The following is a 22,026-nucleotide window of genomic DNA, read 5'->3' as shown; positions in this document are numbered from 1 at the left end:
CGCCTATCTGCCGAGTAGCTTCTCCAGTGCATCGAGGACCGCGGGATCCTCGATGGTCGACGGGACCCCGTACTGCTCACCGGCGACGATCTGTCGCATCGTCTTTCGGAGTATCTTGCCCGAGCGGGTTTTCGGCAGAGCTCCGACGATCGTCACATCGCGGAACGTCGCCAGTGCACCGATTTGATCGCGGACCATGGCCACCAGTTCGGTACGCAATTGCTCCTCGGAGATGTTCTCGCCTGCCTTGAGAACCACGTATCCGCTGGGACGCTGGCCTTTGAGGTCGTCGTGAATACCGATGACGGCGCACTCGGCGACGGCGGGATGGCCCGCGAGCACCGCCTCCATCGACCCGGTGGACAGGCGGTGGCCGGCGACATTGATGACGTCGTCGCTGCGGCCGAGTACGTAGACGTAACCGTCGGCGTCGATGTAACCGGAGTCGCCGGTGAGGTAGTAACCGGGGAACGTGTCGAGATACGAACGCTGGAAACGTGATTCGTCGTTCCACAGCCCGACCAGTGCACCGGGTGGCAGTGGCAGCTGCACGACGATGTTGCCCTCCGAGCCTGCGTCCACGGGATTGCCGGACGCGTCGAGGATACCGACCTGGAATCCCGGTACCGGTACGGTCGGCGATCCGGGTTTGATCGGAAGTGGTTCCAGGCCGCGAAGATTGGCGCAGATGGCCCACCCGGTCTCGGTCTGCCACCAATGGTCGACGACGGGTCGATCGAGGGTGCGTGAAATCCACTCGTACGTATCGGGATCGAGGCGTTCACCGGCGACGAACAGTGTCTCCAGTGAGGAGGTGTCGTACTTCTCGAGCTCGGCGGCGTGCGGATCGACCTTGCGAATGGCGCGTAGCGCGGTCGGTGCGGTGAACAGGGCCCGCACACCGTGGTCCTGAATCACCCGCCAGAACGCGCCTGCATCGGGAGTCCCGACAGGCTTGCCCTCGTAGAGAACCGTTGTGGCACCGGCAAACAGCGGGCCGTAGACGATGTACGAGTGTCCCACCACCCAGCCGACATCGGAGGCCGTCCACATCACCTGACCGGCATCCACGTCGTAGATGTTGCGCATCGACCACGTCAACGCGACGGCATGACCGCCGTTGTCGCGCACCACGCCCTTGGGCTTCCCCGTCGTACCCGACGTGTAGAGGATGTACAGCGGATCCGTCGCCGCCATCGAAACCGGTTGTGCGGCGGATGCGTCGGCGATGAGGGTGTCCCAATCCAGCCACTCGTGATCGCCGGGAATGCCCTCTCGTGCTTTCACGATCACGGCCGGTGTGTTCGCCGTCGTGATCGTCAGGGCGCGCTGCACCAACGGCAGATATTCGATAACGCGACCCGGCTCGAACCCACCGCTCGCGGTGATCAGCAGTACCGGCTCGGCGTCGTCGATGCGGGCCGCGAGTTCTTTGGCGGCGAATCCGCCGAACACCACCGAGTGCACTGCGCCGAGTCGCGCACACGCGAGCATCGCGATGACGGCCTCGGGAATCATCGGCAGATAGATGACCACGCGGTCGCCCGGTCCGACGCCCTGTGCGCGCAGTACCCCGGCGAATCGAGCGACCTGATCGAGTAGTTCGGCATACGTGTAGCTGCGCGTGAGTCCGAGCATCGCAGAGTCGTAGATCAACGCGGTCCGGTCACCGTGCCCGGCGTCGACGTGCCGGTCCAGAGCGTTGACGCAGGTGTTCAGGCGGGCTCCGGGAAACCAGCGCGAACCGTCGAACGCCGTGGTGGGAGGGGTGTCCCAGTCGACTCCCGACGCGGCCGCCAGCCAGAAGTCCTCGCGGTTCTCGATGCTGCTGTCGAACGCCTGCCGATACTCGCCACTCATGTCTGCGAGCGTAGTTCGAGGTGGGGTGGTCCGGGCCGGGTTGCGCACTACCGGCGACGACCGGCGGAATCCCGTCGACCGGCGGTCGGAATGTGCAACGGTGCCCACACGCCGTCAAGATTCACGGCCGGGGCGTCAAGATTGCGTCAACACCCCTGTTCGACGCCACCGCCCGGCGCAAGGCTTCTTCTCATGACTCTTGTGGACATTCTTCCGTCTCTCGGTGCCGCCTACGTGTCGCGGTGCGATCCAGCGCTCTGGCCGGCGAACACTCACTGTGTGTGCGGCCGCATCACCGTCGACGGCGTCGCGCTCGAGGATGTGGCCGATGCCGAGGGCACTCCGGTGCAGTGGGGTCGGATTCTGATCACTCGCGTGCGGTCGGTCATTGCAGGCGAGGTGGGCGTCGATGCGGAGTTCGGTGATCTGCTGCAGGCAGTAGTGGTCAACCGGCACTCGGTGGGTCCGGTGGTCAAGGTCGACGTGCACGGTCCGGGGCGCAGTTGCGTCAGTCCGGTCGAGTTGCCAGCCGACCTGCGTGCGGGCGACGTAGTAGCGCTCGTGACCTCGCACGTGCACGGCGGAGCCTGCGGTCGTTCCGCAGGCTCCACTCCGGTCTCGTAGCAGGGGTCGAGTTTCCACTCACAAGGCGACTCCGAGAGTGCGGTAGCGGCCGAGTCGCGCACTCGTCCGAGCTGCCGCTTCGAGGGTCGACAGCTCGCGTAGTTCGCGGACAATGGCATCGGCGATGCGACCGGAGAACGCGGCCGGTTCGTCGGCTGCATCGGGGAGTTCGGGAACGATGGCGTCGACGATGCCGTCTCGCAGCAGGTCGATTGACCTGATGCCCTGAGCCTCGGCCATGTCCGGTGCATGGGCGGTGTCGCGGTGCACGATTGCGCTGGCTCCCTCGGGTGGAAGCGGTGCGAGCCAGGCATTCTGGGCACACAGGACGCGGTCCGCGGGCAGCAGTGCGAGTGCTCCGCCGCCGGTGCCCTGGCCCAGTAGTACCGACACCGTCGGGGTGTTCACGGTGACCAGGTCGGAGATCGACCGCGCGATCTCGGGAGCGAGACCACCCTCCTCGGCTTCTTTGGACAGCGCTGCGCCGAATGTGTCGATGACGAGCACCAGAGGTAGCCGGAGTTCCTCGGCCAGGCGCATGCCGCGGCGAGCTTCTCGTAGTGCTGCCGGGCCCATTGTTGCCGTGGCGGTGCTGCTGCTTCGGTCGTTGCCGAACAGCACGCAGGAGACACCGCGAATGCGGCACAGGGACAACAGGATCGAGGTGTCGGCCTCGCCCTGGCCGGTGCCGCTGAGCGGAACATGCTCGGCCGCAGCATGTTCGATGATCTGCCGAATCCCCGGACGATCGGCGCGGCGCGACGACTGCACCGAGTGCCAGGCCGATTGCTCGGGAATACTCGTACGTCCGACTTCGGGAACGTCCGTCCACACGGATGCGTCGACGATCACCCGCAGCGTGCGGATCAGCAAGTGACGCAGTTGCTCGACCGGCACCACACCGTCGATGACACCGTGCTGGTACAGATTCTCGGCGGTCTGGACGCCATCGGGAAATGGCTTGTCGTACAGGGCCTGATACACCCGCGGGCCGAGGAACCCGATGAGGGCCTCGGGTTCGGCGACGGTGACGTGGGCCAGTGAACCCCAGGATGCGAAAACGCCTCCCGTCGTCGGATTGCGGAGATACACCACATACGGCAGGTGCGCCGCTTTGTGTGCGGTGACGGCCGAGGCGATCTTGACCATCTGCACGAAGGCCAACGTTCCCTCCTGCATGCGCGTGCCACCGGAGGTGGGGGAGGCAATGAGTGGCAGGCCCTCTGCAGTGGCGCGCTCGATTGCGGAGGTGATGCGCTCGGCCGCCGCGACTCCGATCGATCCGGCGAGAAACGCGAACTCGCAGGCGATGATCGCGACGCGTCGGCCGTCGATGGTGCCCTCGCCGGTCAACACCGATTCGTCGACGCCACTCTTCTCGCGGGCCTTGGCCAGGTCCCGCTGATAGGAGTCGTTGGGGTTAACGTTCACCGGGTCGGAGTCCCAGGACACGAACGATCCGCCGTCGAGAACGGAATCGAGAATCTCGGCGGCGGATGTCCGTGGGCTCATGGCGCGAACTCTATCGAGCGAATGCTTCCTTCCACGAGACGGTCTTGCCGATCCGAAGAATGGAGCGCTGATAGATCTTCGCTGCGCCCATCGCCAGGATCGCGGTGGTGATCACCATCAGGACTGCCGAACCGACGATCTGCACCGGCGAGGTCACGCCCGCGGCGATGCGCAGCGGCATCATGATCGCCGAGAACGGCGGGATCCAGCTCAATGTGTTGGCGAGAGTGCTCTCCGGATCGCTGACGGAATAGAAGGCCGCGAAGAACATGGCCATGATCAGGATCAGCAGTGGCATGGTCGTCGAGTTCACGTCCTCCTGCCGCGAGACCATGGATCCGCCCGCTGCGTACAGCACCGCGAAGAACGCGAAGCCGAGAATGAACCACGCGAGTGTGGCCGCGAAGACACTCACCGCGGCACCGGTGACGGTGAGTACGCCTGTGCCCAATCCTGCTCCCACACCGGCGATTCCGTACAGAGCGAGCTGCAGGATGCCGACCGCACCGATGCCCAGAATCTTGCCCCAGAGCAACTGCAGGGGGCGAACGGTGGAGAGCAGCAGTTCGACCACGCGCGAGGACTTTTCTTCGACGACGCCCATCGCGACGTACATGCCGAAGCCGATGATCTGTGCGTACAACAGGAACACGGCCGACAGGGCCAGGGCGGTCCGCTGACCGGCCTCGGGGTCGGGCGGATCGATCGCGTCGACGGTGACCGTGGCGGCACTCGTCGCTGCCCCGAGCTCGTTCTGGTCGACACCCTGTTGCGCCAGTGCAGCATTCGTGGCCTGCGTCGCGACACTGCCCTCGACGACGGCGCGCAACGTGCCGGTCAGATCGGACTCGGTGACGGCGGTGTATGCGCCTGCGTTGCCGTCCGGAACCAACGCCACGTCGAGATCCCCGGATTCGACGCCACTGCGCGCGGCCGCCGCGTCGGCAACGTCACGGACTTCGACGGGACTTCCGACGGCGTCGCCGGTCGCCTCCAATACAGCCGCGATCGACTGGTCCCCGGCGACGCCGATGACGTCGCGCTCTTCGTCACCGCTGCCGGAGAAGATCGAGAATGCGATGATGCCGCCGACGATGACGGCCAGGATGATCACGTTGCTGATGACGAAGCTCTTCTTCATCACCTGAACGGTGAACTCGCGCTTGGCGATCAGTGAGACCGCGCTGAAGGAATTCAGTTGTGAGCTCATGCCACTACCGCCTCTCGGAACAGGTCGCTCAGGGAAGGTTTCTGGATCGAGAATTCGTGGACCGGTCCGGTCGCGAGAGCGGCCCGCAGGACTTCTTGATCATCGGCTCCCGGTGCCAGCCCGAGAACGGTGACGCCGTCGCTGTGCCCGAGTGTGCTCACTCCGGCGATGCCCGACGCCCATCCGGGCGCAGCGTTCGGTGCGTGGACGTGCAGGTGCGAATCTCCTGATCCGCGTAGTTCGTCGACGGTACCGACGGCTTTCATCGAGCCGGCGGCGATGATGCCGACGCGGTCGCACAGGCGTTGCACCAGATCGAGTTGGTGGCTCGAGAACACCACCGGCACTCCGGCAGCGGCCTTTTCGCGGAGAACTTCGCTCATGACGTCGACGGCGATCGGGTCGAGGCCGGAGAACGGCTCGTCCAGCACGAGCACTGCGGGGTCGTGCACCAGCGCTGCTGCCAACTGCACGCGCTGCTGATTTCCCAGGCTCAATGCGTCGACGGTGTCGTTGACGCGCTCGTCGATGCCGAGGCGTTCGGTCCAGCGAATCACTGCGGCTTTGGCATCCTTCGACGAGAGGCCGTGCAGCTCGGCCATGTACGCCAGTTGCGGGCCGACCTTCATCTTCGGATACAGGCCTCGCTCCTCGGGCATGTAGCCGATAGTCCGGCGGACGTCGAGGTCGACGGGCTTGCCGCCCAACAGAACCTGGCCGGAATCTGCCGACAGCACTCCCAGCGCGATGCGCATCGTGGTGGTCTTGCCCGCGCCGTTGCTGCCGACGAAGCCGAACAGCTCGCCCGGCCGGACGTCGAAACTCAGGTTGTCCAAGGCGATCTTGTCGCCGTATCTCTTGGAGACGGAGTCGATCGTGAGGGTGCTCATGGTGCCCTTTCGGTCGTTACTGCTGTTCGAACTCTTCGGTGTCTTCTGGTTCGGGGTCAGGGGTTATCCACGCGAGAATGATTGCCGGGGTCGATATTCCGATCATCAAGGCTGCGAGAGTCCATCCGCCGCCGGCGTAGGCGAGACGGGGGAGGTCCGGAAAGGTCGTGGACAGGACGATCAGCGCGAAGGCCGCAGCCATGACCAACCCCTGCGTGACGGTGAGGCCGATGGATCGAGCTTCGTTGCGCTGCTGTACTTCCCATTCGTCCAGTGCTCCGACGGGTGCATCGCTGTGGCGGCCGGAGACCGTTTGTAGAGCGGTCCAGATCGGTATGAAGATGAGTGCGGCGGGAATCCAGGCGATTGCGGCCCACGAGAAGAACAGCGTCGAGATGCTTATGACGAGGAACGTCATGTCGGCAGCCATCACTGCGATGGCGAGAATGCGGCGTCGATGTTGCGTGCGCCATTTCGGAAGCCAGTGTCTCGTGTTGGCGTCGTTCTCGAGGAATCGCCGGGTGCGATAGGCCTGATAGCGGGTGAGGATGTCGGGTTGCGGGGTCATGGTCTCAGCCGTCCTCTGGGTCGTAGTCCGGAGTAGTCCACGCGAGAAGCATTGCGGGGGTGGCCCCTCCAGCGCTCAATGCGGTCAGCATCAGTGCGCCGCCGGAGATCCCGAAATTCGTTGCCCCGAAAATTGATCCGAGTAACAGGTACGCCGCGGCAGCGGTGCCCAACGCTTGAGTAACCGTCAGGCCGATGGATCGGGCTTCGTTGCGGAGCTGGACTTCGAGCTCGTCGAGCGCATCCACGGGGGCTTCGGCGCGCCGATTCGACACGATGCCGAGGACGATTGCCGCGAACGTGAACACGATGTAGCAGATCCCCCAGGATCCGATCGCCCAGTCGAACACCGGTTCCGAGAGTGCGAATCCCGCAGATGCCGCGAGCAGTACCAGAAGGAACGCAACGAAGGCTCGGCGTCGTTTCTGGGGTCGCAGTCCCGGTAGCCAATTCGCATAGGTCTTTTCGTTCTCCAGGAATACTCTCGTCCGGGCTTCCTGATATCTGCTGAAGATGCTGGGACCAGTGTTCATCGATCCTTTTCCTTTCGGAAGAGTTCGGCCGAGAGTGGTCCGAGTTCGGTGCGTGAGAACACCGCTTCGATCGGCAGATCGAAGACGTCGCAGATGCGCATCGCGAGGTCCAAGCTCGGGTAGTGGTCGCCTCGTTCGAGGGCTCCCACCGTCTGGGGATTCACTTCGACGAGTTCGGCCAGTTGCGCGCGGCTCATCTTTCGTTCTGCCCGCAGAACACCCACCCTGTTGTAGATCGGGAGCGCGGTACCGCGCTTGACGGGGCTCATGACAATGAAGTGTTGTATAAACCCAACGATGTGTCAACCGTTAATAACAAAACTGCTGATTTGTCTACGGTGTCTGCTGCTCCCGAGCGGAGGCGACGATGGCGCGCATCGTGGTCAGAAACTCATCGATCGTTGCCCGCTGCTCTGGCGTGAAGCGGGCGAGCTCGTCGACGGCCTGGCCGATGACGGGGCCGAAGAACGTTGTCCCGAGTTCCGACGCGTGCGCAGTCACGCGCAGCAGTACTCGCCTGCGGTCGGACGGGTCGGGTTCGCGTAACACCAGTTCACGCTTGGTCATTCGATCGATCAGGGCCGTGACCGACGCGGATTCCAGGCCCAGCTGGGTTCCTAGCCAACCGGGGGTAGCGCGCGTTCCGGCTCGGTCCGCGTCGAGGAGACAGATCAGCGCCCGGATGTCCGTCGGGTGGAGCGCATGTCTCTGCGCGAATTCTGCGCCCAGAAGATCGAGGTCGACCGTCAGCGCGCGTAGCTGATGGACGGTAGAGGCGGGCTCGGTCATGTGCTGATCCCTCGGGAGATGCTGGACGAGATGTCTCTCCATTGTCTACTATCTCGATCATCGAGAGAATAGGGGTACCAGTGACGCTCGACGGATTCTTCACCGCCTACGACCGGGTGCTGCAGAAGTGGCCGGTATTAGCCCAGGCCATCGACGTGAACACGGTGCACGGCTCCACACGAATCAACGCCTGCGGACCCGTCGACGGTCCGGCGCTGGTGCTGCTCCCTGGGGCGGGTGCCACGTCCACCGTGTGGTTCGCCAACGTCGAGGCGCTCTCGCAGCGATATCGGGTGTACGCGGTCGACCTCATGGGCGGCGTCGGCCGCAGTGTTCCCGGTGAGCAGTCCGTCGACTCCGTGGACGAGCTGCTGAACTGGGTGACGGCGGTGCTGGATGAACTGGGCCTTCGAGCTGTGGCACTGTGCGGCCATTCCTACGGCGCGATGATCGCTCTGGCGTACACCTTGCGCAACGAGAGCCGCGTCGATGCGCTGACGCTACTCGATCCCAACGCATGCTTCGGCTCCATGAGCCCGCGCTACCTGCTGCACGCCCTACCGATACTGCTGTCTCCCAACGAGAAACGGCAGCGTGCTTTCGTCCGATGGGAAACCGATGACGCGCAGTTGGATTCGGATTGGCTCGACACTCTCGCTCTGGGGGCCGCGCACGCCCCGACCACAAAAACCATTGTTCCGAAACGGCCGAAACCTGCTGCGTTCGCGAACTTCGGTGTAGCGACAACCGTGGTACTGGCAGGGAATGGCAAGGTGCACAATGCCGCTCGGATCGAATCGGCGGTCCGAACCGCCCTGCCTGCAGCGCGGACCGTGATACTCGACGGAGCCACGCATCACACGTTGCCGATGCTTCCCGCCGCCGAGGTGAACGAAATTCTTCTCAGTTGACGAAAATCGGGTGCAGCTAGCCGCGCTCAGCTGCACCCGATTCAGCGCGACCTACTTCTCGCTCAGCTGCCCATCGTTCATCGTCCAGTGACGAGTGCTGCGAACGGTGTCGAGCATGCGGCGATCGTGCGTCACCAGCAGCAGGGTGCCCTCGAAGTTTTCCATCGCGCGTTCGAGTTGTTCGATGGCGGGCAGGTCGAGGTGGTTGGTGGGCTCGTCCAGCACCAGCAGGTTCACGCCGCGGGCCTGTAGCAATGCGAGTGCGGCACGGGTTCGTTCACCCGGCGACAAGGACGACGCCGGCCGCAGTGCGTCGTCGCCGCGCAGCCCGAACTTGGCCAACAGTGTGCGGACCTCGGCGTCGGGCCACTCGGGAACTGCTGCACTCAAGGCGTCGGACACTGTTCCGTCACCGACGAAATATGCTCGCGCCTGATCGATTTCACCGATTGCCACACCCGAACCCAATGATGCCGAGCCCTCGTCCGGTTCCAGCCGGCGCAGCAGTACCGAGAGCAACGTCGTCTTGCCGGAGCCGTTGGGTCCGGTAATGAGGATGCGATCACCCCAGTCGATCTGGGTCGTGACCGGTCCGAACGTGAATCCGGAGCGCCGCACGACGGCCCCGCCCAACACCGAGACGACGGTGCCGCTGCGGGGAGCGGCCGCAATCTCCATCCGCAGCTCCCATTCCTTGCGGGGCTCCTCGACCACCTCGAGTCGCTCGATGCGCCGCTGCGTCTGACGGGCTTTCGCAGCCTGCTTCTCTGTCGACTCGGCGCGGGTCTTGCGGGCGATCTTGTCGTTGTCGGTGGCCTTGCGTCGCGCATTGCGCACCCCCGACTCCATCCAGTTCCGCTGCATCTGCGCGCGAGACTCCAACGCCGACTTGGTGTCTGCGAACTCGTCGTACTTCTCCCGGGCATGCTGGCGCGCAATCTCGCGCTCTGCCAGATACGACTGGTAGCTGCCGTCGTACACGTCGATGCGGCGCTGCGCTCGATCGAGCTCGACGACGCCGGTCACCGTCCGCGCCAGAAACTCACGATCGTGACTGACGACGACGATCGCCGCTCGAGTGGCGACGACGAACTGCTCGAGCTGTTCGAGACCGGCGAGATCGAGGTCGTTGGTGGGCTCGTCGAGCAGGAGAATGTCGTAACGCGCGAGGAGAATCGCGGCGAGCCCGGCTCGGGCGGCCTGCCCGCCCGATAGATCCGTCATGAATGCGCCGCCGTCGACATCGAGGCCCAGATCCGCGAGTACCTTCGCCGTCCGCTCCGCCAGGTCGGCACCGCCGAGCGCCAGCCACTTCTCGAGCGCAGGGGTGTAGAGGTCCTCGTCGGCAGGAGCGGAGCCTGCGGAGTGACCGGGGTCGCTGCCACCCAACGCCTCGGCGGCTGCGTTCATGGAAGCTTCGGCCGAAGTGACCCCGGTCCGCCGGCCGAGGAAATCCAACACCGTCTCCCCGGCAATGCGCTCGGGCTCCTGCGCCAGATACCCGACGGTTGCGTCGGGCGGGCTGGTGTAGATCTCGCCCTCGTGATCGGCCGTTCCCACGCCCGCCAGCAGCGTCAACAGCGTCGATTTACCGGCACCGTTCGCACCGACCAACCCGATCACATCACCCTCGGTCACCGTCAGATCGAGGCCGGAGAACAGGGTTCGATCGCCGTGAAAGGCGGCCAGATCGTCGGTGCGGAGCGTGGCAGTCACCGGACCAGTATCCCCGGGACCGGGAACAGATTCACAGCGCCGTCCGTTAGCATTCGTATGACGTATTCAGCCGAGACCAGTACTGTCCCGACCATCGTGCTCAACGACGGCACGTCGATTCCCCAGCTCGGGTTCGGTGTGTGGCAGGTTCCCGACGACGGTGCCCAGGCCGCCGTGTCCGAGGCGCTGAAGGTCGGATACCGCAGCATCGATACCGCCAAGGTGTACGAGAACGAGGCCGGCACCGGCAAGGCCATCGCGGAGTCCGGCATCGCGCGCGACGAACTGTTCGTCACCACCAAGCTGTGGAACGACGATCAGGGCTACGACTCCACCTTGAAGGCCTTCGACGCCAGCATGGATCGTCTGGGCCTCGAGTACCTCGACCTGTACCTCATTCACTGGCAGCAGCTCGATCGCGACAAGTACATCGACACGTTCAAGGCGTTCCAGAAGCTGAAGTCGGACGGCCGCATCGGTTCGATCGGCGTCTCCAACTTCACCATCCCCACGCTCGAGAAGCTGATGGACGCCGTCGGTGAGGTCCCGTCGGTCAATCAGATCGAGCTGCATCCGCGCTTCATCCAGGAAGAACTGCGCGCTTTCCATACCTCGAAGGGCATCGCTACCGAGGCGTGGAGTCCGCTGGGCTCCGGCACCGTGCTGGACGACCCGGCCTTCGCGCCCATCGCCGAGGCACATGGCGTCACCCCGGCGCAGGTGATTCTGCGCTGGCACATCCAGCTCGGCAATGTCGTGATCCCCAAGTCGGTCACCCCGGAGCGGATCGCGAGCAACTTCGACGTGTTCGGCTTCGAGCTGAGCAACGACGAGATTCAGCAGATCAACGCTCTGGACACCGCCGACGGCCGCACCGGCCCGGACCCGGACAAGTTCAGCAGCTGACCCGCCATGTGAGTGGAACTTCGTAGTGGACTACGAAGTCCCACTCACATGGGGGCCTAGTCTGTACCCATGTCGGAACCGCTCGCAGGCAAGACCGTTGCCCTCACCGCCGAGCGGCGTGCAGACGAATTGGCCACCATGCTCGAACGCCGCGGCGCGAACATCGTTCACGCCGCGGCGATTCACGTTCTGCCCCTGATCGACGACTCGGAGCTGAAGTCGGCTACCGAAGGCATCGTCGATCGTCCCCCGCAGATCGTGGTGATCAGCACCGGTATCGGCTTCCGTGGCTGGCTCGACGCGGCGGCCGAATGGGGTGTGCGCGACGACCTCCTGGCAGCGCTCGGGCACACGCGAATCATTGCGCGTGGCCCCAAAGCGCGTGGTGCGATCCGGGGTGCCGGGCTGCGTGATGAATGGTCGCCCGCCACCGAAGCATCGCAGGAAGTCGCCGATCATCTTGCTGCCCAGGGTGTTTCGGGTGCCGACATCGCCGTGCAACTGCACGGCGTCATCACCGAATGGGAACCGACGATTCATCTGAGCGATGCTCTGAGCGACCTCGGCGCGCATGTGCGACCGATCCCGGTGTACCGCTGGATCCGCCCCGTCGATCAGGCCCCGCTCATCGACTTGTTGGCACAGATCATCGAGCATCGAGTGGACGCAGTGACGTTCACGAGCGCTCCCGCCGTCGCCTCCCTGCTGTCGACGGCCAAGGACAACGGCATGCTCGACGCCTTCCTCGCCGCACTTCGAGGCCCCGTCGCCGCGATCTGCGTGGGGCCGGTGACGTCGGCCCCGTTGGATGCGTTGGGCGTTCCGACGTCGATGCCGGGCCGTGCGCGTCTCGGTTCCCTGGCCAAGTTCGTCGTCGAGCAGCTGGGTTAACCCAGAGTCTCGAGCAACTCCGTCACCGCTGCTCGCCCGGCCCGGTTCGCCCCGATCGTGCTCGCGGACGGGCCGTACCCCAGCAGGTGGACGCGATGGTTCGCGGCGACCCGGGTGGTCAGCCTGCCGTCCATGACGATTCCGCCGCCGTGCCCGCGCAGTCGCAGTGGGGCAAGGTGATCGAGGGCGCTGCGAAATCCGGTGGCCCACAGGATCACGTCGGCGTGCTGGGTCGAACCGTCCTCCCAGACAACGGAATCGGCGGTGATCGAGGAGAACATCGGCTTGCGTTCGAGAGCGCCACGTTCGCGTGCGGCAGCCAGCGACGGGGTGAGCAACAGGCCGGTCACCGAGACGACCGAGCCCGGTGGCAGGCCCGCTCGCACCCGCTCCTCGACCATGGCGACGGCTTTGCGTCCGGCGTCGTGGTCGAATTGGCTGTCCCGGAACACCGGTGGTCGACGCGTCACCCATGTTGTGGTGGTGACCTGCGAGATCTCGTCGAGTAGCTGCACGGCCGAGATTCCGCCGCCGACCACGACGACGTGTTTGCCGACGAACTCGTCCGCGGTTCGGTAGTCCTTGGTGTGCAGTTGTCTACCGGTGAAGGACTCGGCTCCGTCGTAGTGCGGAACGAACGGCTTCTCCCACGTTCCGGTCGCATTGATGAGGCCCTCGGCCATGACGACCGTGTCGCCGGCCTCGACCCGAAAGAGTGGTTCGCGGTCGCACACGACGGTCACCGTGACGGGGCGTCGGACATTCAGTTCGAACCGTTCCTCGTACGCGCGGTAGTAGCGGGGAACCGCGTCGGCTGCCGCGATGGATTCGGGTGGCTCGTCTCCCAGCGTGTCGGCGAACGGCATCCCGGGCAGATCGTGCACTCCGTTGACGGTGCTGAGCGTCAGCGACGGCCACCGGAACTGCCAGGCACCGCCGGGTCCGGGGGAGCGGTCGAGCATGACGAAGCCCGCACCTGCGGCAAGTCCGGCCCGCCGGAGGTGGTAGCCGGCCGAGAGCCCGGCCTGGCCGGCACCGATGACAGCAACCCGAGTGTCGATCACGAGTATCAGTAGATCAGGCCCCGCCCTGTGACCGCCGCTACCAGCCGGTAACCTGCTCGGCGTGATCGGACACACTCGTGACGGCGATGTCGTCATCCTGGAATTGCAGCGACCGGACAAGCGCAATGCGCTGAGCACGGATCTCTGTGTCGCGCTACGACGCGAAGTCGAGCAGGCGGATGCCGACGGCGCGCGGGTCGTGGTGATCACCGGGCAGGGCAGCAGCTTCTGCGCCGGTGCCGACCTGACCGGAGATGCGTTTCCCGACGCGTTCGGCGAGACGCTGGAAGGCATGCTCAACGCAATCGAGCGAGTGTCCGTTCCCGTCGTGGCGGCGATCAACGGGCCTGCCGTCGGAGCGGGGACGCAACTGGCCATTGCCTGCGACCTGCGGGTGGTCGCACCCGAGGCATTCTTCGAGATTCCCTCCACGCGTCTCGGAATCGCAGTGAGCAACTGGACGATCAAGCGGCTGGCGGCATTGGCCGGCGGCGGCGTGGCGCGCACGATCCTGCTCGGCGGCGAACGGGTGCACGCCGATCAGGCGTATACATGCGGTCTGGCCAACAAGCTCGGCGATCGCGATGTTGCCGTGCAGTGGGCGCACTCGATCACTGCCCTTGCACCCCTGGCGCTGCGACACCTCAAGCTGGTGTTCAACGACGACGGCGCGCACGACGATCCGACGCCCGCACAGCGCGCGGCATTCGAGGCCGCGTGGAGCAGTGCGGACATGAAGGAAGCGCGCCGCGCGCGAGCCGAGAAGCGCGCACCGAAATTTGTGGGCAAGTGATCAACGGAGCGCCCGACGCGGGCGACACGGCCTGGTTGCTGGCGAGCACCGCGCTGGTCTTGCTGATGACGCCGGGCCTGGCCTTCTTCTACGGCGGCATGGTGCGCTCGAAGAGCGTGCTGAACATGATGATGATGAGCCTGTCGGCCATCGCCGTCGTGTGGTTGCTGTGGTTGGTGTTCGGGTTCTCGATAGTGTTCGGCGACAACGTGATCGGCGGCTGGGTCGGAAACCCGTTGCAGTACGCCGGTTTCGAGGGTTTGCTCGGCGGCGTGTACACCTCGGCGGCGGGCACGGTGTCGATTCCGTTGGTGGGAACCGTCCCGGCGTTGGTGTTCGCAGCGTTCCAGGCAGGATTTGCCATGGTGACGGTCGCGCTGATCTCCGGTGCCGTCGCAGACCGGATGCGTTTCGTGCCGTGGGTGCTGTTCGCGGCCCTGTGGTCCACGCTGGTGTATTTCCCTGTGGCGCACTGGGTTTTCTCGCTCGACGGGCTCACCAGTGAGTTCGGCGGGTGGATCACCAACAGGCTCGGCGCGATCGACTTCGCCGGTGGCACGGCCGTGGAGATCAACGCGGGTGTGGCCGGGCTGGTGCTGGCCCTCGTGGTCGGCAAGCGGAGCGGGTGGCCGCGAGATCCCATGCGTCCGCACAATCTTCCGGCCGTCATGCTCGGAGCCGGACTGCTCTGGTTCGGCTGGTTCGGTTTTAACGCGGGCTCGTCGTTGGCGGCCGACGGCGTCGCCGCAGTGGCGCTGGTGAACACGATGGGCGCGGGCGCGCTGTCGATGGCGGCGTGGCTCGTCGTAGAGAAATGGAGGGATGGGCACGCGACGTCGTTCGGCGCGGCGTCCGGAGTGGTGGCCGGACTCGTCGCGATCACGCCGTCGTGTACTGCCGTCACACCGATCGGTGCAGCCGCGATCGGCATCGTCTCGGGCGCGTTGTGCGCGTTGGCGATCGGCCTCAAATATCGCTTCGGCTACGACGATTCACTCGACGTCGTCGGTGTGCATCTCGTCGGCGGTGTCGTCGGAACGCTGATGATCGGACTCGTCGCCAGTGCGCAGATGCCGGCGGGCAAGGACGGTTTGTTGTACGGCGGCGGTCTGCATCAACTCTGGGTGCAAGCCATCGCCGTCGTGGCGGTGTTCGCGTACACGGCAGTCGTCACCACCGCTATCGCGTTCGCAATCAAGGCCGTCATGGGCGTGCGCGCCGACGCGCAGCACGAGGCCGACGGCCTGGACGAGCACGAGCACGCCGAGTCCGCCTACGACTTCGGAGTGGGCCACGGAGGCAGCAACAAGCCTGGTCTTTTCGGTAAGTAGGGGCAAACCCTGCGCGTCCTTTACGAACCGATCGGTCGCTGAAAGTCGTTCTGTCCCTTTCGCGTTGATGCGATCGATCGTTGTTCGGTTCGACCCCTCTCGTTCATCTTCGGTTCGCTCTTCACGCTCGTTGTGCCCATAGCTTTTCGCTGCTCGGTATCGAGAGATGGACACGACGAAAGACTGAGGAACATGAAGCTGACTCGATTCGCGGCAACGTCCGCATTGGTCATTGCAGCGATGACGACCGCCATGGGCACCGCCTATGCGGATCCGGCACCGGCTCCCGCCGCTGCCGTCGGGTGGAACGTCACCCAGGCCGGCAACCAGGTCCTCGTCGACACGACGGCCGGCACCCTGAGCAACGAAGACAACCACCTGGTCGTCCGTGACGCCAACGGCGCACTCGTCGACTCCGTACCGCTCGCCATCGCCGCCGACGGATTCTCGCACCCCGTCGCTGCCGACATCGACGGCAACCACGCCACTCTGACCGCTGATGTCTCGCCTGCCGCGGCAACCCCGGTCTCCACCTCCCTCCCCGGCCTGCAGCAGGTCGACCTGCCCGCCGCAGTCGCAGGCGTCAAGGACAACCTCAGCCTCACCGCCTCCGTCGGTGGATTCCTCGGTGCTGCAACCGGAATCGTCGGCGGATGCATCCTCGGAATCATCACCGGAGTCGTCGTGACCGCACCGGTCGCGACTCTTCTCGGAGCAGGCCCCATCGGCGGCTGCGTCATCGGCGCAATCGCCCTCGGTGCCATCGGATCGCTCGCCGGCACCTCCGCCGGTGGCCTCGGCGCAGTCATCGGTAACGCCGGACAGTTCATCCAGCTGCTCAACGCTCCTCCCGCAGTGAAGAAGTAACACCGCCTCGACAACAGAACTGTGGCCCGCATCGGATATCCGGTGCGGGCCACAGTCGTCGAAAGGTCTAGCGAGCCAGGGCGAGATCTCCCACGTGAGCTCGCCGAGCTGCCGTCACGAGTTCGACGATGGCGTCCGCCACCTCGTGTGCTCGTTCGAGAATCACCATGTGTCCGGCCTGCGCGATACGTACCAACCGTGCGTCGGGCAGGTGGGATGCAAGGGTTTCCGAGTGTCGCATCGGCGTCATCAGGTCGTCCGAACCGCACAGCACCAGCGTGGGAATCGAGGCCAGCGCGGCCAGACCGGCCACCTCGTCGAGTCCGCGGAACGCGCCGAGGAAGCCGGCCATCGTCACGATGGACGTGTCGCCGAGCATCGCCGTCGCCAGAGTGACCACCCGCGGGCTGACTTTGTGGGAGCCGCATCCCGCCGTCCTGACGATGGGCGCGCACACCCCGCGACTGAGCCTCTTGGCACCCGACATCAATCGAGGGGCCCGTCGAACAGCTGCCTGAAACGCCGACACGGCCGGATGCGCGAGGCAGCGACCGAGCCCGTCGTCGGTGATCCCGCCTGCGGACGTCGCGATCAACCCGACCCCGACGAGGCGCGAGCCGACGGCATCCGGGTACTGACGCGCGTAGGAGAGCGCCGTCATGCCGCCCATCGAGTGTCCGATCAGAACGAACGGCCCGACCGGGACGACGGCGCGAATCACGTCGGCCAGGTCCTCGCCGAGCTGATCGATGGTGCAGCTGTCGGGCGTTGCGGCACCGGATTCGCCGTGGCCGCGGTGGTCGTACAGAACGATTCGCGTGTTCTCGCCCCAGACATCCTCGACGTGGGTGCGCAGCTCGGTCCACGACTGCATCCGCAGGCAGTGTCCATGGACGAACACCACGGTCAGAGCCGCATCGGGCCGTCCGAACTCGCGCACTGCGAGCGTGGTGCCGTCCCCTGCGGCGACGGTGCTCCGGCGACCGACCAGGTGGTTCTGCTCACTGGTAATCATGTGCGCTCCGCGGTGTCAGGGTCACGTGACGCGACGTGGATGTTGTCCGGTACGTCGCTCGTACGACACGCCGTGTTACCTGAGTCACATTCTTCTCGATTGTGGTACCCGATCCGACCAAGCCGAACGGTCGGCTGCCTCGAAGTACTGGTGAGCGTTCAGGTGAGGGCGCGCGTTGCCAAGAAGGAGATCGGCCATGAGCACTTCCATGGACACGCTCGAAGACGTCGTACCGCGGGCCGTCGCGGGTGACCGCGCCGCACTCGAACGCGTACTGGTGTTGATCCAGCCTCCGATTCGCCGCTACTGCGCCTCTCGGATCGGCAATCTCGATGTCGCGGCCGACGACGTGGTGCAGGACGTCTGCCTCGCTCTGGTCACCGCGATACCCAAGTACCGCGACATGGGCAAACCGTTCATGGCCTTCGTCTACGGAATCGCTGCTCACAAACTGGCCGATGCCGGCCGACGATCGGCTCTGCGGCAGACGTTCTCGACGGCCGAGCTGCCCGAGGAAGTGTCGGGTGAAGACGGTCCCGAGCAGGTCGCGCTCGGCGACGAACTCCGCTCCCATGCGCAGGCCCTGATGAACACCCTGCCCCCGAAGTACAGCAAGATCATCCTGATGCGAGTGGTGTGGGGCCTGACCGCACCGCAGACCGGCGAAGCTCTGGGAATGACGGCCGGTGCAGTGCGGGTCGCCCAGCACCGGGCGATGAACATGCTGCGCGCCGAACTGTCGAACTTCTCGCTACTGGCGGCCCGCACAGCTGCCTGACACCGCCCGGTGGATGGGTGTCCGAGACGTATGTCCGAATCGCCGGTTCGATTAACACCAGCTACATCGGCTCAAGACACGTCGGAAACGTGGCGGTTCTACGTTACTGAGCCATGACCGCCGTACAGCCAGCGCCGACAGACACCGCGCTGAACGAGACGCTCGAGGACTACACGCTGCGCTTCGCGCCGCGTAGCTACCGTAAATGGGGAACCGGTGTTGTCGCGACGTCCGCGCTCGGCGGCATCGCGTATCTCGCGGATTTCGCCATCGGTGCCAATATCGGAATCTCGTACGGAACCGGCAATGCACTGTGGGGCATCCTGGTGTTCGCCGTCGTCATCTTCCTGACCGGCCTTCCGCTTGCCTACTATGCGGCCCGTTACAACATAGACCTCGACTTGATCACGCGTGGAAGCGGTTTCGGCTACTACGGATCGGTCGTCACCAACGTCATCTTCGCGACGTTCACGTTCATCTTCTTCGCGCTCGAAGGTTCGATCATGGCGCAGGGACTCGAACTCGGGCTGAGCATCCCGTTGCCGATCGGGTACGCGGTCTCGACGATCATGGTGATCCCACTGGTCATCTACGGCATGAAAGCCCTTGCCAAACTTCAGGTCTGGACCACCCCGCTGTGGCTCGTCCTGATGGTGTTGCCGTTCGTGTACCTGGTGATCAGCAATCCCGACTCGGTGGGCGAGTTCTTCGCCTACGGCGGTCAGGACGGGGCCGACGGCAAGGGCGTCAACGTCGGATCGGTGATGCTCGCCGCAGGCGTGTGTCTCTCGCTCATCGCGCAGATCGCCGAGCAGATCGACTACCTGCGATTCATGCCGCCCAAGACTCCCGAGAATTCCCGACGCTGGTGGACTGCAGTGCTTCTCGCCGGCCCCGGCTGGGTCATCTTCGGTGCCCTCAAGCAGGTCGTCGGCCTCTTCCTCGCCGTGTACCTGATCGCCAACGTCGTCGACGGATCCAGCATTGCCAACGAGCCGGTACACCAGTTCCTGGAGATCTACGAGAACTTCATGCCGGGCTGGCTCGCGATGACCCTCGCGGTGATCCTGGTCGTCATCAGCCAGATCAAGATCAACGTGACCAACGCATATTCCGGATCGCTGGCGTGGACGAACTCCTACACTCGCCTCACCAAGACGTACCCGGGCCGCATGGTGTTCGTGCTGTTCAACCTTGCCATCGCGCTGATCCTGATGGAAGCCAACATGTTCGACTTCCTCAACAGCATCCTCGGCTTCTACGCCAACTGCGGTATCGCGTGGATCGCGGTGGTGGCGTCGGACATCGTGTTCAACAAGTACATCCTGAAGCTCTCGCCCAAGGTGCCCGAGTTCCGACGCGGCATGCTGTACAACATCAACCCGGTGGGCTTCGGATCGATGGCGGTGTCGGCGATCCTGTCGATTCTGGTGTTCTTCGGGGCATTCGGGTCTGCGATCAAACCGTATTCGCCCATCGTGGCTCTCGTTCTCGCACTGGTGCTTCCGCCGATCCTGGCGGTTGCGACCAAGGGCAAGTACTACCTTCGACGCACCGATGACGGCATCGATCTGCCGATGTTCGACGAGCACGGCAACCCGTCCGACGAGCTCGTGATGTGCCACATCAGCGGCATGGAATTCGAGCGACCCGACATGATCGCGTCCAACGTGCCGGGGCCCAACGGGGAGAAGCAGTACATCAGTTCACTGTCACTGAGCACCGACAAGACGGGGGAGCACATTCTCCCGCCGCAGTGAGTGCGGCTGCGCCGCAGTGGTGTGGTTACGTGCCGCCTGGGGCACCTAACCACACCACTGCCGCAGGCACTCAGATGGTGCGCGTCAACCGATCGGCGAGCAACTTCGAGAACTTCGCCGGATCCTTCAGCTCGGTTCCCTCGGCGAGAAGTGCGGTCGCATAGAGCAATTCGGCGGTCTCGGCGAGGTGCGGATCGTCGCTGCGATCCTCGCGGGCCTTCTTCAGTCCCGTCACCAGGTCGTGGTTCGGGTTGAGTTCGAGGATGCGCTTGGAGGTCGGTACGAACTGGCCCGAGGCCTTGTACATCTTCTCGAGCTGCGGGGAGAAGCTGAACTCGTCGCCGACGACGCAGGCCGGTGACGTCGTCAGGCGCGTCGACAGACGTACCTCCTTGACGTCCTCGCCGAGGGTGTCGGTCAGCCAGGTGAGCAGGTCGGCGAATTCCTTGTCCTGCTCCTCGCGCTTGGCCTCGGACTCCTTCTTCTCCTCTTCGGTGTCGAGGTCCACCTCGCCCTTGGCGATGGACTGGAACGACTTTCCGTCGAAGTCGGTGACGTTGCCGACCCACACCTCGTCGACCGAGTCGGTGAGCAGCAGCACCTCGAGACCGCGCGCCTTGAACGCCTCCATGTGCGGCGAGCTCTCGATCTGCTGACGCGATTCGCCCGTCATGTAGTAGATCTGCTGCTGGCCGTCCTTCATCCGGTCCACGTACTCGGCAAGGGTCGTCAGACCCTCTTCGGAGTGGGTGGACGCGAACGACGAGATGCGCAACAGGGTTTCGCGGTTGTCGGAGTCGGAGATCAGGCCTTCCTTGAGGACCGTCCCGAACTGCGACCACAGCGTCTTGTACTTGTCGGGCTGCTCGCTCTGCAGCTCCTTGACCGTGGAGAGCACCTTCTTGGTCAGGCGACGACGGATCGCGCGGATCTGCCGGTCCTGCTGCAGGATCTCGCGAGAAACGTTGAGCGAGAGGTCCGCTGCGTCGACGACACCCTTGACGAAGCGCAGGTACTCGGGCAGCAGTTCCTGCGAGTCGTCCATGATGAACACGCGCTTGACGTACAGGTGTACGCCGGCCTTGCTCTCGCGCATGAACAGGTCGAACGGTGCCTGCGACGGAATGAACAGCAGCGCTTGGTATTCGAACGTGCCCTCGGCCTTGAACGGGATGACCTCGAGCGGCTCGTCCCAGGCGTGGCTGACGTGCTTGTAGAACTCCTTGTATTCCTCCTCGGACACTTCGTCCTTGGAGCGAGTCCACAGCGCCTTCTGCGAGTTGATCGTCTCGGTCTCGATCGTGACGGTGTCCTCGCCGCCTTCCTCTTCGCTCTTGACGCGCTTCTCGACGTCGATGCGAATGGGCCAGGCGATGAAGTCGGAGTACTTCTTGACCAGTTCCTTGATCTTGCGCTCGGACGCGTAATCGTGGAGGTGGTCCTCTTCGTCGGCGGGCTTGAGAGCCAGCGTGACCGAGGAGCCCTGCGGGGCGTCGTCGACGTCGGTGATCTCGTAGGTGCCCTCGCCGGTGGACTCCCACTTGGTGGCGGTGCTCTCGCCGGCCTTGCGGGTGAGCAGCGTGACCTTCTCGGCCACCATGAACGTCGAGTAGAAGCCGATGCCGAACTGGCCGATCAGTTCCTCGGAGGCCGCTGCGTCCTTGGCTTCCTTGAGCTTCTTACGGACCTCGGCGGTGCCGGACTTGGCGAGTGTGCCGATCAGGTCGATGACCTCCGAGCGCGACATGCCGATGCCGTTGTCCCGGATGGTGAGGGTACGAGCGGAGGAGTCGATGTCGATCTCGATGTGCAGATCCGAGACGTCGACGTCCAGATCCTTGTTGCGGTACGACTCCAGGCGCAGCTTGTCCAGCGCGTCCGAGGAGTTCGAGATCAGTTCACGGAGAAAGCTGTCCTTGTTGGAGTAGATGGAGTGCACCATCAGATCCAGGAGCTGACGCGTCTCCGCCTGGAATTCGAGCTGTTCGGTACTCAATGTCTCCCCTTCT

Annotated in this window: 21 protein-coding genes; 9 read left to right on the top strand and 12 right to left on the bottom strand. The window is 64.5% G+C overall.

Annotation, left to right across the window (positions count from 1 at the left end; all coding sequences use genetic code 11):
• Nucleotides 1–3 precede the first annotated feature (3 nt).
• Nucleotides 4–1,860: a propionyl-CoA synthetase gene (locus J2X62_RS03305; RefSeq protein ID WP_310177497.1), complete on the bottom strand. Its 1,857-nt coding sequence runs from the start codon at nucleotides 1,858–1,860 to the stop codon at nucleotides 4–6.
• Between the two features lie 192 nt (nucleotides 1,861–2,052).
• Here J2X62_RS03305 and J2X62_RS25410 point away from each other — a divergent pair, with 192 nt between their 5' ends.
• Nucleotides 2,053–2,484 (top strand): hypothetical protein, encoded by a 432-nt coding sequence (locus J2X62_RS25410; RefSeq protein ID WP_032365900.1) that lies wholly within the window; start codon nucleotides 2,053–2,055, stop codon nucleotides 2,482–2,484.
• Between the two features lie 18 nt (nucleotides 2,485–2,502).
• On the opposite strand, the gene J2X62_RS03295 is transcribed toward J2X62_RS25410, so the two are convergent.
• The 7 genes from J2X62_RS03295 to J2X62_RS03265 form a co-directional block, all read right to left on the bottom strand.
• Entirely contained in the window at nucleotides 2,503–3,996 is a 1,494-nt protein-coding gene (locus tag J2X62_RS03295) for a carboxyl transferase domain-containing protein (RefSeq protein WP_094714963.1), read from the bottom strand.
• 10 nt (nucleotides 3,997–4,006) lie between these two features.
• The gene (locus J2X62_RS03290; protein WP_032365902.1) at nucleotides 4,007–5,206 is read right to left on the bottom strand and encodes an ABC transporter permease; all 1,200 of its coding nucleotides are present in this window, start codon (nucleotides 5,204–5,206) and stop codon (nucleotides 4,007–4,009) included.
• Nucleotides 5,203–6,096, bottom strand: coding sequence for an ABC transporter ATP-binding protein (locus J2X62_RS03285; RefSeq protein ID WP_032381681.1), 894 nt, complete (start codon nucleotides 6,094–6,096; stop codon nucleotides 5,203–5,205). Before J2X62_RS03285 ends, J2X62_RS03290 begins: the two co-directional genes overlap by 4 nt.
• Nucleotides 6,097–6,112: 16 nt before the next feature.
• Nucleotides 6,113–6,664, bottom strand: coding sequence for a hypothetical protein (locus J2X62_RS03280; protein ID WP_027495943.1), 552 nt, complete (start codon nucleotides 6,662–6,664; stop codon nucleotides 6,113–6,115).
• Between the two features lie 4 nt (nucleotides 6,665–6,668).
• The gene (locus J2X62_RS03275) at nucleotides 6,669–7,196 is read right to left on the bottom strand and encodes a hypothetical protein (RefSeq protein ID WP_310177485.1); all 528 of its coding nucleotides are present in this window, start codon (nucleotides 7,194–7,196) and stop codon (nucleotides 6,669–6,671) included.
• Entirely contained in the window at nucleotides 7,193–7,465 is a 273-nt protein-coding gene (locus J2X62_RS03270) for a helix-turn-helix transcriptional regulator (protein WP_032365905.1), read from the bottom strand. Before J2X62_RS03270 ends, J2X62_RS03275 begins: the two co-directional genes overlap by 4 nt.
• A gap of 64 nt (nucleotides 7,466–7,529) precedes the next feature.
• Nucleotides 7,530–7,985: a MarR family winged helix-turn-helix transcriptional regulator gene (locus J2X62_RS03265; RefSeq protein WP_063216893.1), complete on the bottom strand. Its 456-nt coding sequence runs from the start codon at nucleotides 7,983–7,985 to the stop codon at nucleotides 7,530–7,532.
• Nucleotides 7,986–8,065: 80 nt separating this feature from the next.
• Between J2X62_RS03265 and J2X62_RS03260 the strand changes: the two genes are divergently transcribed.
• On the top strand, nucleotides 8,066–8,896 hold the full coding sequence (locus J2X62_RS03260; protein WP_052073729.1) for an alpha/beta fold hydrolase: 831 nt from the start codon (nucleotides 8,066–8,068) through the stop codon (nucleotides 8,894–8,896).
• 51 nt (nucleotides 8,897–8,947) lie between these two features.
• Here the strand turns inward: J2X62_RS03260 and J2X62_RS03255 are convergent, their stop codons facing one another.
• The gene (locus J2X62_RS03255) at nucleotides 8,948–10,612 is read right to left on the bottom strand and encodes an ABC-F family ATP-binding cassette domain-containing protein (RefSeq protein ID WP_310177476.1); all 1,665 of its coding nucleotides are present in this window, start codon (nucleotides 10,610–10,612) and stop codon (nucleotides 8,948–8,950) included.
• 57 nt (nucleotides 10,613–10,669) lie between these two features.
• On the opposite strand from J2X62_RS03255, the gene J2X62_RS03250 reads away from it, so the two are divergent.
• Both J2X62_RS03250 and J2X62_RS03245 read left to right on the top strand, forming a co-directional pair.
• A complete protein-coding gene (locus J2X62_RS03250) occupies nucleotides 10,670–11,518 on the top strand; it encodes an aldo/keto reductase (protein WP_063216894.1) in 849 nt (282 codons plus the stop codon).
• Nucleotides 11,519–11,587: 69 nt separating this feature from the next.
• Nucleotides 11,588–12,409: a uroporphyrinogen-III synthase gene (locus J2X62_RS03245; protein ID WP_032365972.1), complete on the top strand. Its 822-nt coding sequence runs from the start codon at nucleotides 11,588–11,590 to the stop codon at nucleotides 12,407–12,409.
• Here the strand turns inward: J2X62_RS03245 and J2X62_RS03240 are convergent.
• The gene (locus J2X62_RS03240; RefSeq protein ID WP_027495951.1) at nucleotides 12,406–13,479 is read right to left on the bottom strand and encodes an NAD(P)-binding domain-containing protein; all 1,074 of its coding nucleotides are present in this window, start codon (nucleotides 13,477–13,479) and stop codon (nucleotides 12,406–12,408) included. The two genes, J2X62_RS03245 and J2X62_RS03240, sit on opposite strands and share 4 nt — an antisense overlap.
• Nucleotides 13,480–13,534: 55 nt before the next feature.
• Between J2X62_RS03240 and J2X62_RS03235 the strand changes: the two genes are divergently transcribed.
• The 3 genes from J2X62_RS03235 to J2X62_RS03225 all read left to right on the top strand — a co-directional run bounded on the left by J2X62_RS03235 (nucleotide 13,535) and on the right by J2X62_RS03225 (nucleotide 16,464).
• The gene (locus J2X62_RS03235; RefSeq protein WP_027495952.1) at nucleotides 13,535–14,266 is read left to right on the top strand and encodes an enoyl-CoA hydratase; all 732 of its coding nucleotides are present in this window, start codon (nucleotides 13,535–13,537) and stop codon (nucleotides 14,264–14,266) included.
• On the top strand, nucleotides 14,263–15,597 hold the full coding sequence (locus tag J2X62_RS03230) for an ammonium transporter (protein ID WP_032365971.1): 1,335 nt from the start codon (nucleotides 14,263–14,265) through the stop codon (nucleotides 15,595–15,597). The genes J2X62_RS03235 and J2X62_RS03230 overlap by 4 nt, the downstream gene beginning before the upstream one ends.
• A gap of 192 nt (nucleotides 15,598–15,789) precedes the next feature.
• A complete protein-coding gene (locus J2X62_RS03225) occupies nucleotides 15,790–16,464 on the top strand; it encodes a hypothetical protein (RefSeq protein ID WP_027495954.1) in 675 nt (224 codons plus the stop codon).
• Nucleotides 16,465–16,531: 67 nt separating this feature from the next.
• On the opposite strand, the gene J2X62_RS03220 is transcribed toward J2X62_RS03225, so the two are convergent.
• Nucleotides 16,532–17,479, bottom strand: a complete 948-nt coding sequence (locus tag J2X62_RS03220; protein WP_032365970.1) for an alpha/beta fold hydrolase — start codon at nucleotides 17,477–17,479, stop codon at nucleotides 16,532–16,534.
• Nucleotides 17,480–17,675: 196 nt separating this feature from the next.
• Here J2X62_RS03220 and shbA point away from each other — a divergent pair, with 196 nt between their 5' ends.
• Nucleotides 17,676–18,257 carry an RNA polymerase sigma factor ShbA gene (shbA, locus tag J2X62_RS03215; protein WP_027495956.1) on the top strand — a complete coding sequence of 194 codons (582 nt, stop codon included), beginning with the start codon at nucleotides 17,676–17,678 and terminating at the stop codon, nucleotides 18,255–18,257.
• Between the two features lie 113 nt (nucleotides 18,258–18,370).
• A complete protein-coding gene (locus J2X62_RS03210) occupies nucleotides 18,371–20,017 on the top strand; it encodes a hypothetical protein (protein ID WP_310177468.1) in 1,647 nt (548 codons plus the stop codon).
• Nucleotides 20,018–20,087: 70 nt separating this feature from the next.
• Here J2X62_RS03210 and htpG read toward each other — a convergent pair whose 3' ends face one another.
• Nucleotides 20,088–22,013: a molecular chaperone HtpG gene (gene htpG, locus J2X62_RS03205; RefSeq protein WP_310177465.1), complete on the bottom strand. Its 1,926-nt coding sequence runs from the start codon at nucleotides 22,011–22,013 to the stop codon at nucleotides 20,088–20,090.
• Nucleotides 22,014–22,026 lie beyond the last annotated feature (13 nt).

Origin of the sequence: Rhodococcus sp. 3258 (assembly GCF_031456475.1) — a bacterium.
Classification (GTDB): Bacteria; Actinomycetota; Actinomycetes; order Mycobacteriales; family Mycobacteriaceae; genus Rhodococcoides; species Rhodococcoides fascians.
Note: the sequence above shows the minus strand (reverse complement) of the source record. Positions and strands in the feature narration are given on the sequence as shown.

What these genes read in the sequence shown, in the direction of transcription:
- J2X62_RS03305 (WP_310177497.1), bottom strand. Translation starts at nt 1,860, where the DNA reads ATGAGTGGCGAGTATCGGCAGGCGTTCGACAGCAGCATCGAGAACCGC.
- J2X62_RS25410 (WP_032365900.1), top strand. Translation starts at nt 2,053, where the DNA reads ATGACTCTTGTGGACATTCTTCCGTCTCTCGGTGCCGCCTACGTGTCG.
- J2X62_RS03295 (WP_094714963.1), bottom strand. Translation starts at nt 3,996, where the DNA reads ATGAGCCCACGGACATCCGCCGCCGAGATTCTCGATTCCGTTCTCGAC.
- J2X62_RS03290 (WP_032365902.1), bottom strand. Translation starts at nt 5,206, where the DNA reads ATGAGCTCACAACTGAATTCCTTCAGCGCGGTCTCACTGATCGCCAAG.
- J2X62_RS03285 (WP_032381681.1), bottom strand. Translation starts at nt 6,096, where the DNA reads ATGAGCACCCTCACGATCGACTCCGTCTCCAAGAGATACGGCGACAAG.
- J2X62_RS03280 (WP_027495943.1), bottom strand. Translation starts at nt 6,664, where the DNA reads ATGACCCCGCAACCCGACATCCTCACCCGCTATCAGGCCTATCGCACC.
- J2X62_RS03275 (WP_310177485.1), bottom strand. Translation starts at nt 7,196, where the DNA reads ATGAACACTGGTCCCAGCATCTTCAGCAGATATCAGGAAGCCCGGACG.
- J2X62_RS03270 (WP_032365905.1), bottom strand. Translation starts at nt 7,465, where the DNA reads ATGAGCCCCGTCAAGCGCGGTACCGCGCTCCCGATCTACAACAGGGTG.
- J2X62_RS03265 (WP_063216893.1), bottom strand. Translation starts at nt 7,985, where the DNA reads ATGACCGAGCCCGCCTCTACCGTCCATCAGCTACGCGCGCTGACGGTC.
- J2X62_RS03250 (WP_063216894.1), top strand. Translation starts at nt 10,670, where the DNA reads ATGACGTATTCAGCCGAGACCAGTACTGTCCCGACCATCGTGCTCAAC.
- J2X62_RS03245 (WP_032365972.1), top strand. Translation starts at nt 11,588, where the DNA reads ATGTCGGAACCGCTCGCAGGCAAGACCGTTGCCCTCACCGCCGAGCGG.
- J2X62_RS03225 (WP_027495954.1), top strand. Translation starts at nt 15,790, where the DNA reads ATGAAGCTGACTCGATTCGCGGCAACGTCCGCATTGGTCATTGCAGCG.
- J2X62_RS03220 (WP_032365970.1), bottom strand. Translation starts at nt 17,479, where the DNA reads ATGATTACCAGTGAGCAGAACCACCTGGTCGGTCGCCGGAGCACCGTC.
- shbA (WP_027495956.1), top strand. Translation starts at nt 17,676, where the DNA reads ATGAGCACTTCCATGGACACGCTCGAAGACGTCGTACCGCGGGCCGTC.
- J2X62_RS03210 (WP_310177468.1), top strand. Translation starts at nt 18,371, where the DNA reads ATGACCGCCGTACAGCCAGCGCCGACAGACACCGCGCTGAACGAGACG.